We start from the raw sequence: 12,705 nt of genomic DNA on the forward strand, positions 1-12,705 counted from the left end.
TTTAAAAAATGAGCGTGTGAATAATCGAGACAATCACAAAAGGGTCAATATGGTAACGCTTTGAGGGTGTTTACCCAAATTCCAAAAAGGTCTTAAAACGATCATCATTATGACTAAATGCAGAATATCGCCTAAAACATCACCTTGTTGTGAAGATTAACTGGTGTTCCCATAGCCATAAAAAATATCAAAATAGTATTTATACTCCGTGAAAATACAGTGCTAACATGTGTGACTCAAATCACGATTTTGTGCTCGAAACATTTGGGCAAATACACATTTTGGATTGGCTATGACAGAAAAAATATCGCGTCGTAAACAGTATTTACAAGTACTGGCGATGGGGTTCAGTGCGTTTATTTTTAATACCACAGAATTTGTTCCGGTCGGTATTTTAACTGATATCGGGAGCAGCTTTGATATTACTGCCGCTAAGGTGGGATGGATGCTCACGATTTACGCGTGGGTGGTGGCGTTGTTTTCACTTCCTCTCATGCTACTAACCCGCAAAGTGGAACGTAAAACCTTGCTGCTGTGCTTATTTGGCGTATTTTCAGCTAGCCATGTGTTATCGGTTTTCGCCTGGAATTTTCCAGTCTTAGTGATCAGTCGGATCGGGATTGCGTTTTCTCACGCGGTGTTTTGGTCAATCACCGCTGCGATCGCCATTCGTGTTGCGCCAGCAGGTAAAAAGACCTTTGCGCTGAGTGTGCTTGCCACTGGTACATCATTGGCTATGGTCCTTGGTGTGCCTGTTGGGCGCTTAATTGGTCAATGGTTTGGTTGGCGCGCTACTTTTGGTGTGATTGGTGTGATCGCGTTTACCATGATGATCATTCTTGCTCGCTTGTTGCCAACGTTACCTAGTGTGTCATCGGGCAGCTTGAAGAGTTTGTCTGCGGTCTTCAAAAAGCCAGTACTGCTTGGTTCCTATTTGTTTATCTTTCTGATTTTCACCGCGCATTACACAAGCTACAGCTACATTGAACCTTTCATGCATGAAGTGGGGCAGGCTAATAGTTACTTTACGACGTTTTTATTATTGTTGTTTGGTGGCGCAGGTATTGTTGGCAGTGTGATTTTTGGTTTCTGGGGTGAGAAACACAATACAAAATTACTGCTAGCAAGCGGTGTGCTATTGAGTATTTGTTTGTTGATGGTAAGTGCTGTGGCTTTATCTCAATGGGGAATTAGCAGCCTGATTTTTGTGTGGGGAGTTGTGATGATGTTGGTTCCGGTCACTATGCAGGTGAAAGTATTCAATATTGATAATGATGCGTTTGAAGTTATTATGTCGATGTATTCCGGCATTATTAACTTAGGTATTGGTGCGGGCGCATTGCTCGGCGGTAAAGTTATTATTCACTTAGGTTTGCCAAACATAGGCTACGTGGCAGCAGCGATTGGTGTGATGTCAATGCTGGTTCTCGCGACTTTATTGAAAAAGTACTCGATATTGCGTTAACGCTCTGATGCAAAGAACGCTTGGTTAGCAAACCCCATCAGGTGATGCACTTCGGTGGGGTTTATTCTATTTAGACGGTGCATTATTTTCTTGGGTTATCTTTCAGAACCTTTGCAGGGACACCACCGCAAACAGTATTCGAAGGCAGATCTTTCGTAACGACACTACCTGCGGCAATAATGCAATTGTCTCCAATGGTTACGCCTGGGCAAATCGTGGCGTTAGCACCAATCCAAACATCATCGCCAATGGTGATGGGGCGAGCATACTCTAGCCCGCTAGAGCGAACACTGGCTTCAAGCGGATGGTTGACGGTTGCAATCACTACCCCTGGAGCAATCAAACAGTTACGACCAATTTTGACTTCACCTGCATCCAAAATAGTACAACCGTGGTTGATATAGAGATTGTCTTTCGCCTTGATGTTGTATCCATAATCACAGTTAAAAGGTGATTCAAAATACAAACCATTGGATTCACCGACGATTGCTTTGGCGATGTCTTGTCGCTTTTGAATTTCAGTTGGACATGTCTGATTTAACTGAAAACACAATTTCTTGGTGCGGTCTCGCTCTTTAGCTAACTCGTCGTCAGATGGCAGAAATAATTCTCCTGCTAACATTTTTTGTTTTTCTGTTTTTTCGGTATGCATTTGGTCCTATTCCTATCTGAAGTTTTAAGAAGGGTATAACCTGCTCGTCAATACGGATTATAAATTGTCTGAATTCAGTGCTCTTTATTGTGAAATAAACTATAGTTAAGTTCTTAATTCTTATAGCCTTGCACTCTACAGGAAACTTCAATATGAAGCCGATTGATGAATCTTCGCGTCAATTTGTAAATAACATGGTCGAGTCCGCCATTCGTATCGGGTTAATTTTTATTTTGGTGTGGGGGACATTCCATATCATTAAACCTTTTATCTTGCCGGTGCTTTGGGGTGCGATTATTGCAGTTGCTTTAAACCCTTTAGTGAATATGCTCAGTGCCAGAATAAATGGCAAGCGAACGGTTGCTGCGACTATCGTGACTGTGCTGAGTATTCTATTACTGATTTCTCCATTTGCGATGATTTCCACATCTATTTACGATGGGTTGATATTCTTAACGGAAGTTGTGAAATCTGGCCAACTTGCCCATTGGGCGCCTAATCCTGCAATAAAGGAATGGCCTCTTGTTGGGCAGCATATTTTTGATGGTTTAACCTATTTATCGTTGCACATCAAAGATATGGTGGTTCAGTTCCTACCACAAATTAAAGTGGTGCTTAGCCATTTATTAGCCACCTTTGGTAGTGGGCTAGGTAGCTTGATTATGTTTATGTTGTCGCTGGTGATTGCTGGCGTATTCATGGCAGCCAGTGAACCTATTGAGAAAGTAGTGACTCAAGTGTTTGAACGCAGCGCGGGTGAACATGGTAGCCAGTGGGCGAATATGTTGTCGAATATTATTCGCAGTGTGCTCGTCGGTGTGATTGGTGTCGCCTTCATTCAAAGCTTAATTATTAGCGCGGCGTTATTTACTTTCCATATTCCGGCAGCCGGTTTGATCAGTTTGGCGGTCTTGGTGCTTTGTATCGCCCAGCTGCCCGCTATTTTGCCGCTATTGCCTTTGTTTGGTTATATGTACATGACCGCCGATACCACGTCATTCATCATCTTTACCGTGTGGGGATTACTAGCTGGTCTTGCCGATAACATCTTAAAACCGATCCTTATGGGCCGTGGCTCAGTGGTACCAATGCCAATCGTCGTGATTGGTTCATTAGGCGGTATGATGTTCGCGGGGATAATAGGCTTGTTCTTAGGCGCGGTTATCTTGTCACTGTGGTGGGGCGTTTTCACCGTGTGGCTAGGAGCTGAGCAAGTGGAGAAAGAAGAAAAAGTAAAATAAAATACGTCTATTAGCTACAAATGCAATCAGTTTTAAATTCAAGCAGCTCTCTATGAAACGGGGAGCTGCTTTTTTATGCAAATTGTGAGTAGTATTGAGAGTTAAGTAAGGTGTTGATTATATTGTGCGCACTTAAACGAAAATGTGCAGAAAAGGGCTTTTATTTTTCAAACGTTGTGGCATAGTAACTACCGTCTTCAACAGACAGCTTACCTATTAAGCGTGCGTCGTATAATGGCTATTACCTCAGCCTTCCAAGCTGATGATGCGGGTTCGATTCCCGCCGCACGCTCCAAATCTTATCTAGTTAAAATTCCTTGTAACGCATTGAAAAGTAACACTCTTTATTGAGTGATTTTGTGTGTCTACCGTTTAAATATTTCTATTCGAAATCTCACGGTGGCCATCTGGTGTCTACATTCAAATCTGAGTTAAAGGTGGGATGTTTACAATGGGTGTAATACTCGGAGAGCAATTTGACTGAGTTAGTTTTAGGGAAAATAAGCAATATGAATTTACTTAAATCGTCATAGACGAGATGCTAGCTATTGGAATAATAAAAGAGCACATATTGATATTGATTGAAATAATATGTGCTCATGATGCTTGCAGTTGAGTTTTATGCAGAAACTTTCATTCCCAGAATACCTAGCACGATTAAGCATAAGCTGATCATTTTGAGGGCGCTCATACTCTCATTAAATAAGTAGACGCTTAAAATGGCTGTACCTACAGCGCCAATTCCTACCCAAATACCGTAAGCAATACTGAGCGGTAATGTACGCAATGACGAGCCTAAGAGGAAGAAGCTTACTATTAAGCAGCAGACCGTAATAATGGAAGGAAGGGGTTTAGTAAAGCCTTCTGTGTATTTGAGCCCAACAGCCCAAGCGACTTCACTGATACCCGCAAGAAGCAAAATTATCCACGCCATGGTTATACCTCATTCATGGTTGAATGGGGTCGTCCCCGAAGAAAACTGAGAGGTGAGGTCGTCCACACGTCGATTGGCATTAATTTTAGCAAGTGCTATTTGGTGGTTCAATCAGATAGTCTTAATTAGAGGTATTTGTATAATATGATAATTGTTAGCAATTGTGTTTCTGTGCTGGAGTTTTCAACTTCATTTTTACTTCTTATTATTGCTCATGTCTCACTAACCACTTTTAAATGTCGGTTTGTGGTGCTTTTATCCTTTGCTGGAGAAGTTGTCAGATTGGGTGGGTAGAGTGCTTTGGTCTCCGTGGCAATTTCTCGCGAGTTTGTTGTCTCCGGTATTGAGTGTGGTCTACCTTCTCTATTTAATGTGTCGATAATACTCTGTTTTGTGCTCTCACTTAGGGTATAAAATGGAAGAAATTCGGATAAAATTTAGATAAAATACAAAAATATAACTAACATTTGATGCATAAAATACAGTTTGGGTGCATTGTTAAACCTAAAATCATTCATCGTGCATGAAGGGAAGATAAAATGAAAAAATTATATTTGGCTTTAGCAGTTGCCGGTTTGTTGGCTGGATGTTCTTCAAATGATGATCAAGCTCCGGTTAATACCACGCCGGTTCCTGCGATGGGAAAAGTGGCTGATGGTGCATTCACGCGTTTTGCATTAAACAACAACACGAGCGGTGCTTGGATTGTTCATGAAAATGCCGAGCTTGGTCAAGGTAAGGTTGAAGCCACTACTCTGACAGCTTCTGGCGATGCAGGTGCGATTCGTTTGTATTACCCTTCAGTTGGTCCTAGCTCTGTCCTACCGATGATGGGTCCAGGTGTTAGCCAAATCATTCCAAATATTGAACCAGATGCCGATTATGTTTTAACGGTTTATTACCGTGATGAAAAGGGTGAAGAATCACCAAACATATTAGAACTGGGCGTGAAAGATATGGGTGTCGGCTCGCTAAATGGTAATGTGATTCGAGTAAAAGAATTTACCAATGAAGACATTGATTCAGATGGTGATGATACGAATGGCTTCCGTAAAGTGACCATGGCATTTAACTCAGGAAGTAACACGACATTAGAAGTGTACGCACTGACGCACCTTGCCAATACAGATAATCTTGACAGTAACAATGATATTGGACTCCAAACCGAAGTCTTTTTAGATGATATTTATCTGACTCTGGATGACTGATAATACATTCAATTAAGTGAAAACCCACGAATTAGTTTCGTGGGTTTTTTGTTGGTATTTACGTAAATGCCGTATATTGGTCCACTATCAGCCGATTGGTAGAGGCAGGGCTTTAAACTCAAACCCACTTATGCGTGATCTTGCCTTGGAATCCAGTCACTTCAAGTTTAGATAGTGCTTCCAATTGAGAAAGTGAGTCTACGTGTGTCGCAATGGTGGCTATATTGAAGTTATTCGCTGCGCGCGTAATGGATGAAACAAAGCCTTGTTTTTGTGGATGATTTAATTGGCTCGTATATGCAAAATCCAATTTTATGTATGCAGGCTGCAATTGATGTAAAAAATCTACCGAATGGAAACTATGACCAAAATTGTCGATGCCATAACGGAAGCCACAGCGTTCAATCACGTGTATTACCTTACTAACATCATCAATATTTTTAATAAAACTCACTTCTTGTAGTTCAAGTAACACCAACTGATTCAGTTTTTTGTGGGTGATGGTGACTTGTTCAAGGTAATTATTGAATTGTTCATTTCGGACACTATAACGAGTGATATTCACGGCTAATGGCGTTTGAGCTGGATTTTGACGAATATGTTCCTTCACCAATTTCAATACGTGAATGTCAAAAAGTGTGGCAATGTCACTGTCGTTTAATGCAGTAATGAAGCGGTTTACCGTGTAAACGACATGATTAACTTCAAAATATGGAAACACTTCATAGTGGATCACTTGGTTGTCTTGATTGATGGCCGGTTGGAGTTCAAGTTTAATTAAATCCGATTCAATGGCGTGTTTCACAAGGTTTTGCCATTCCATTCGTCCTTTGATGTATTGAGGAAGAATAGCTTCTTGATTAAATAAGAAAATCTTCTCGTTAGATTGACGAGCTTGACTTAATGCATTGTCTAATTGCGTAAAAACGGTTGTGATATCGGGTTGGTTGCTAACCACTAGCATACCGACAGCCCCATACTCGATTTCTGAAACTTGCTCAAAAACCTCATTTACAACGGAAAGCGCTTGCTGAGACACATGATGCATATTATCTATTCGACTATGAGGAATTAAGATAATAAATTCAGAAAGGCTGAATCTGGCAAGTGTATCTTTCGCATCAATCAATTTTTCTAACTGTCTAGCTATGGTGTTGGCCATTTCATCGGCTTTCTGGAATTCTTTGTTTTGGTAGGCTGCTTCAATCACATCCACTTGTAATAGGCAAAGTCCACAGTGGTTGCCATTTTGGTTATTTATCCATGGTTCAAGCTGGGTAACGAAAAAATTACGATTATAAAGATTTGAAACAGGGTCGCGAAAAGCACGCATATGAAGTTGTTTTAATTCATTAACAGATTGAACGTAATACGCTTCGACATGCTTAGCCATACAGTTAATGGCTTCAACAACATCGGATAATTCCCGTGTATTAACAGATGGGATAGGGTCTCCAAATTGGTTAAGACTGATTTCATTCGCTCTCTTTTGAATACTTTTAAGCGGTGCAAGTAATAGATTGAGTACAAAGTGTAGTGAAGCGGCTGCGATCAATAGCAAAATGACAAAAGCAGTAAACAGCCTAGTGCTCATTGCCCATAATTGAGTATAAGCCGAATGAGAATTACTGGTTACTTTGAGTTCGGCAACTTGAAGCCATCCATTTTGCAATATACGAGACTCGCTCAGTGTTTCAAATGGTGCAAGTGCTCTGAACCATGCGGGAGCAGGGGATGTTTCGATGGCATCTTGCTTATTAATCTGCAGGGTATTGTCGTACATAGTGAGTGATATAGAGCCATAAAATCCACTGTCGAATGCGGCATTTATGACAGATTCAATACCAACTTTATCCTTTTTATCTATGTAGGGTGTAAGGGCAATATTAAGCGCACTGATGGTGTTGGTGAGCTCGATTTTTTGTTGAGATGCCAAGTAAAGGTGGCTGTAATGAAGTACCAAGCCAAATACAGAAGCTATGATCACTAAAAACGTTGTAGATAGCCACAGTTGTAATTTTTTATGTAAGCTCATAATCGTTATTGATCCAGGTTGATAATAGGGTGACGCAAATCTTGTTTTCTTCGTTGGCGCAAGTTTTGCCATAAGCTCAGTTTGGATGAGTTGCCTGCCAGTACGGTCTGGCCACCCGCAGATTTATCTTGTATCACCCATAAGTTGGTCGCGTTAAAACTATAGACGGGAACGAGGTCAGATCTTTGATTAGCCGGTTTTATTTCACTTTCGATGTTGTCTAAAATTAATGGCATGGAGCTTGGTGTCTCATAGTAGGCGACAACCATGTGAAACTGATTAAGCCTTAATGATTTGACGTAGATTAATCGCAGTTTTTGATCATTAATGCCAAGTTTTCTCAGTGAGGTATATTTTGCGATACTGAAATCTTCACAATCACCTCCTCCCACATTCAAAAACTCTAAAGGCGATGCCCAATAATCTTTTAGTCCCCAAAGTTTTATATCATCGATAAAAACGAGCTGATTAAAGAAATTATTGACGTTGTTTAATTGAGAAGAAAGCGGCTGCTGTTGCAGGGAATGAGTCAACTCTAGCCAGGCTTTCACGCGTAAACTTGCCTGTTGACCAAAGTTGCTTTGACTAAAAGAAACGGTTTTTTGTTCATCGTCAGTGAGAGTAGAAGCCCTCACTGACGCCATAAAGACAACAAAAAGTAGGAAACCGGTGAACGAAAAGAGTAAGCGTGAAAGTCCCTTAGTCTTTTCTTTGGTCATAGATAGTCCAGCTCTCTAATACACTGCTATCCATTCCAACAACAGAGGCGGTCACACGACGGCTGAGCGTCATCATTTCTTCTTTACTATCCGCTTCTACCGGGTCACTGTCGCCATAACCAATTGTTTCAATGCGATCTGGGCTTACGCCCGCAGCAACTAGGGCTTTATAAACATTATCAGCACGGTGGATAGAAAGGTATTTGTTATGCTCAGCTGGGCCAACGGGACTTGCGTAACCATTTAGCACGATGTGAGTTTGGGGATATTTCTCCAAAAAGCTGCTCATATTCTTGATGTGTTTATCATAAGCCGCTGGAATCTCAGTGGAATCATTAGCGAACAGAATATGAAGTTTATTTTCTTCTTCCGAATAAATCACACTTGGACAGCCATCATTATCGATAACGGCATTCTTGCGTGTGTTCGCACATAAATCACGAGCATTAATAACGCCATCACCATCGGAATCACTTAAGTCTCTTGAATGATAAGCTGTTGGTGGTTGTTCCGCTTCCAAATTAGAACATGCTGCCAGGCCTAATGCCAAAAAAGAAAATACTAGCGCTTTCAATTTCATAAAATTCCCTTATTTAGACGACTTAGCCCATTCATCTGGAATGGCAACACGTAATTCATTGAGTAAAAGGCCCGTGGAGTTGAGTAAGCGATATTCTGCGATTAAACCTGAATAATGCGCAGCTAAATAAGCTTTACGTGATTCGAATAATTCATTTTCGGTGTTAAGCAAGTCAAGCAAAGTTCGTTTGCCAATTTTGTATTGTTTTTCATAAGCAATAATGGTTTTGGCTGAAGCATCAACGTGTTGCTCTAAGAACTTCTCTTGCGAATCAGCCAGTTGTTTGGCGCTCCAAGACAAACGAGTGCTTTCTTCTAACAGTCGATAAGCATTATCCCGTACATTTTTGGCCTTATTCACTTGGTGTGCAGCCGAGCGGGATTTTGCAGCATCACTACCACCGTTATAGAGGTTGTAGTTCATTTTTAACATGACAGATAACTCGTCAGTATCACCTTCGGAGCCATCAAGTTCGTCACCGTATTTTTGTGAGCCTTCAATGGTAAAGGTAGGAAGTAACGTACCTTTCGTTTGTTCATATTGATATTGTGCGGCTTGTACGTCATGGTAGGCCAAATACATCGTTGGGTTGTTCGCTTTGGCTTTCTCGAGCGCATCATTGAGTGAAGTGGCGATGTAGGTTTTATCGACTTTCGGTTTTTTCAAATCTTTAGGATAAGCACCGACAATTTTGACAAATGCGGTGACCTTATCGTTTAAGTTACTCTGAGCCGAGAGTAGGTTAGTGTTAGCTTGTGCGACACGACCTTCAACTTGGATAAGATCAGCCGTGGAACTTAAACCCGAATCCGTGCGCTTTTTAATGTCTCTGTATATGCGCATATGAACATCATGGTTTGCTTGAGACAGTGTCACCACTTCTTGAGCTTGAATGACATCGATGTAGGCTTCAACGGTTGATAACGCCATATCTTGAGCATCTGCAAGAAGTTGATAACGCTCAGACTCTGCTTCTGATTTGGTCCGTTGCATATCGTTGTAGGTGCTTGAACCATCCCACAATAACTGGCGAATACTGATTTGTGCATATCGAGGGTTAAATTCCCCTTGAGTACCTTCACTGTTATCGTAATTTTCGTATCCCACGCCCGCTTCTAAATCGACAGAAGGTAAATATTTACCAGAAGAGGCTCGGCTGGTCTCTTTCTGGCTCATGAATTCGTTGTATGTGGACTGAATGTTAGGGTTGGTGGCTAAAGCGGTGGCAATCGCTTGTTCTAGCGATTGAGCATAAGCTGGCAGTGCTATCAGTTGGCAGCCAATAAGTACGGCTAATTTATTGATCTTAGGAGCTTTTATCATTGTCATCCTCTAAATGCTACCCGCAAGCGATAAGGAAAGTGAGATACATGAGGCTGAATTGCAAGGAGAAACTACTTAAAAGAGACAAGTATGGTCCAGCAACTTATGCATGCCTTATATAAAACTAGTGCCAAAATTTAAACGCACAGCATGTTCTTATCCTAACAGCAGATCTGAAGCCATGCGAATGAATTTATTGTATTTATTTTAAATTGGTTTTGTTTGAATCGCTACTTTTTGATGTGAAGATTCAGCATTTTGTGACAGTTTTTGTGTCTCTGGTGCTGTTTTTACCAAGTCTGCCTTAGATACGTCCGATTGCACTGGGTTTGTATCCTTTCCGTCTTTACTTGACAGCGTTGAAATTTGAACTGCTTTGATTCCTGGTTCAGCTGAATTTTCTTCAATTTGTTGAGGCTTTTTATTGGTTACCTTTTTTTGATTCTTACCAGAGCGTAGCGCTTGTAATACCTTATCTCTAGGACCATCAGCAATGATTTGACCTTGCTCCATCACGATTAAGCGGTCAACCAGATCAAGCATGCCAGTCTTATGAGTAATAAGAATTAAGGTCTCATCGTTACTAAAGTTACGTAACTGACGTTTAATAAACATTTCAGTTCGATTGTCCATGCTGCTGGTAGGCTCATCCATGATCATTACTGGCGGTTTACCTAATAAAGCGCGCGCTATGGCAATCGCTTGGCGCTGGCCCCCCGATAAGGCACTACCACCTTCACCGACTTGCTTTTCAAGTCCTGCTGGATCTTTTTGAGTAAAGCTAGTCACGCCAGCGCGTTCAGCTGCCAACATGATGTCTTTATCACTCGCAAGAGGGCGGCCCAATGCGATATTGTCACGAATCGAACCGTAGAACAAAGTGATGTCTTGAGGCACACAGCCTAAGTTTCGACGAATATCAATTTGGTGAAGCTGTTTGATATCGGTGTCATCAATAAGAACCGTACCCGATGTAGGTTGGTAAAGGCCCATGAGGATACGCTCTAATGTGGTTTTACCTGAACCAATACGCCCAATAATACCGACGCGTTCACCCGGATTAATGGTCAAATTAATATTTTTTAAAGACGGAGTTGATGCATTTGGATAAGTGAAACTCACGTTATCAAATTGGATCTTACCTTTGATGATAGGGCGGTGGATATAACGTTTACCTTCTTCTTGTTCAGTTGGCATTGCCATCAATTTTTCAATGATGCCCATGGCCGATTTTGCTTGGTTGTAGCGGGTAGACAGCATTGCAACTTGGATCATAGGACCAACAGCACGACCACTTAACATGGTGGCTGCAATTAAGCCACCCATAGTTAAATCGCCATTGCCGATAAGGTAAACACCGACGACAATCATGGCAACATTAAGGAATTGCTGAACAAAACCAGCCGCATTTTGAAGAGAATCGGTTAAACGGCGTGACTTGAGGCTCCAGTTTGCCATGTGTGCGACGGCTTCTTCCCAACGATATTGATATTGGCTTTCAGCACCGAACATTTTCAGAGTTTCAAGGCCGGCTAGGCTTTCGACTAAGTTTGAGTTCTTCTGTGATGCTAAACGTGAGCCTTCTTCAATGGTACGACGAAGGGGCTTTTGTACCATGAAGCTGTAACCAATTAAGATCAGAACACCGATTAAAGGTACGATCGCAAGTGGACCTGCGATGATGAAAATAACCAGCAAAAATAATAAGGCAAAAGGCAAATCAATGATCGTCGTGATACTGGCGGATGTGAAAAAATCACGAATTGATTCAAACTCTTGCATGTGTTTGGCAAATGCACCAACCGAAGGTGGCTTAGATTCTAAACGAATGCCCATCACATGGCTGAAGATTTTCGATGAAATCAAAATGTCCGATTTTTTGCCAGCAACATCAAGGAAATAGCTACGCATCATCTTCAAAATAAAGTCGAAAATAAAGATGATAAACACACCTACGGCTAAAACCCATAGTGAGTCATAAGCGAGGTTGGGAACAATTTTATCGTAGACCAAGCGCGAGAAGAGCGGGGCACCGATAGCAAAAATATTGATCAGAATTGATGCGATAAACACGTCGCGATAAATTTTACGCGATTGCCACATCGTACTCCAGAACCAGTGACCATCACGATTTTTAAGCATTTCAGGAGAGCGTTCATCGTAACGGAAGCTCTTTTTGACCAAGAACATTTGGCCTGTGTATTGCTTGTTCAGCTCATCTAGATGAATCCATTCCGGTGTACTATCTTCATTCTGAGATAAAATGACTTCCGCTTCATTTTTGTCATAGTCAACAGACAAAATTACGCAAGTATCATTGTTTTTCAGTAAAGCCACCACAGGCAATAGTAGTGGCGGCAAGTCTTTTAATGGTAATGCTTCTAGTTTGGCATTCAAACCTGCTGTTGCCGAGGCGCGGGGAAATAGGTGCGGTGTCAATAAACCATCTTTAAGTGGTAACCCCGCCGTTAAAGCGCCCGGAGAGTTTGATTGCCCATAATAACGACTAATGTAAGCAAGCGAATTTAGTAGTGGATCTTTAATCGTA

10 protein-coding genes and 1 tRNA gene are annotated in these 12,705 nt (G+C 41.4%); 4 read left to right on the forward strand and 7 right to left on the reverse strand.

Annotated elements, in window-relative coordinates; genetic code table 11:
• Positions 1–292: 292 nt before the first annotated feature.
• Positions 293–1,465 carry a sugar transporter gene (locus Vgang_RS13245; RefSeq protein WP_105901324.1) on the forward strand — a complete coding sequence of 391 codons (1,173 nt, stop codon included), beginning with the start codon at positions 293–295 and terminating at the stop codon, positions 1,463–1,465.
• Between the two features lie 82 nt (positions 1,466–1,547).
• Here Vgang_RS13245 and Vgang_RS13250 read toward each other — a convergent pair whose 3' ends face one another.
• The gene (locus tag Vgang_RS13250; protein ID WP_105901325.1) at positions 1,548–2,117 is read right to left on the reverse strand and encodes a sugar O-acetyltransferase; all 570 of its coding nucleotides are present in this window, start codon (positions 2,115–2,117) and stop codon (positions 1,548–1,550) included.
• Between the two features lie 152 nt (positions 2,118–2,269).
• Between Vgang_RS13250 and Vgang_RS13255 the strand changes: the two genes are divergently transcribed.
• Both Vgang_RS13255 and Vgang_RS13260 read left to right on the forward strand, forming a co-directional pair.
• Entirely contained in the window at positions 2,270–3,358 is a 1,089-nt protein-coding gene (locus Vgang_RS13255) for an AI-2E family transporter (protein WP_105901326.1), read from the forward strand.
• Between the two features lie 220 nt (positions 3,359–3,578).
• Positions 3,579–3,653, forward strand: a tRNA-Gly gene (locus Vgang_RS13260).
• A gap of 324 nt (positions 3,654–3,977) precedes the next feature.
• On the opposite strand, the gene Vgang_RS13265 is transcribed toward Vgang_RS13260, so the two are convergent.
• Positions 3,978–4,292, reverse strand: a complete 315-nt coding sequence (locus Vgang_RS13265; protein ID WP_105901327.1) for a DMT family transporter — start codon at positions 4,290–4,292, stop codon at positions 3,978–3,980.
• Positions 4,293–4,831: 539 nt separating this feature from the next.
• On the opposite strand from Vgang_RS13265, the gene Vgang_RS13270 reads away from it, so the two are divergent.
• A complete protein-coding gene (locus tag Vgang_RS13270; RefSeq protein ID WP_105901328.1) occupies positions 4,832–5,500 on the forward strand; it encodes a hypothetical protein in 669 nt (222 codons plus the stop codon).
• 118 nt (positions 5,501–5,618) lie between these two features.
• Here the strand turns inward: Vgang_RS13270 and Vgang_RS13275 are convergent, their stop codons facing one another.
• The 5 genes from Vgang_RS13275 to Vgang_RS13295 all read right to left on the reverse strand — a co-directional run bounded on the left by Vgang_RS13275 (position 5,619) and on the right by Vgang_RS13295 (position 12,701).
• Entirely contained in the window at positions 5,619–7,535 is a 1,917-nt protein-coding gene (locus Vgang_RS13275) for a bifunctional diguanylate cyclase/phosphodiesterase (RefSeq protein WP_170066816.1), read from the reverse strand.
• A gap of 5 nt (positions 7,536–7,540) precedes the next feature.
• On the reverse strand, positions 7,541–8,254 hold the full coding sequence (locus Vgang_RS13280) for a transglutaminase-like cysteine peptidase (protein ID WP_105901330.1): 714 nt from the start codon (positions 8,252–8,254) through the stop codon (positions 7,541–7,543).
• Entirely contained in the window at positions 8,235–8,834 is a 600-nt protein-coding gene (locus tag Vgang_RS13285; RefSeq protein ID WP_245879873.1) for an OmpA family protein, read from the reverse strand. The genes Vgang_RS13280 and Vgang_RS13285 overlap by 20 nt, the downstream gene beginning before the upstream one ends.
• Positions 8,835–8,843: 9 nt before the next feature.
• A complete protein-coding gene (locus Vgang_RS13290) occupies positions 8,844–10,157 on the reverse strand; it encodes a TolC family outer membrane protein (RefSeq protein ID WP_105901331.1) in 1,314 nt (437 codons plus the stop codon).
• A gap of 207 nt (positions 10,158–10,364) precedes the next feature.
• On the reverse strand, positions 10,365–12,701 hold the full coding sequence (locus Vgang_RS13295) for a type I secretion system permease/ATPase (protein WP_105901794.1): 2,337 nt from the start codon (positions 12,699–12,701) through the stop codon (positions 10,365–10,367).
• Between the last annotated feature and the right edge of the window lie 4 nt (positions 12,702–12,705).

Source organism: Vibrio gangliei (assembly GCF_026001925.1).
GTDB lineage: Bacteria > Pseudomonadota > Gammaproteobacteria > Enterobacterales > Vibrionaceae > Vibrio > Vibrio gangliei.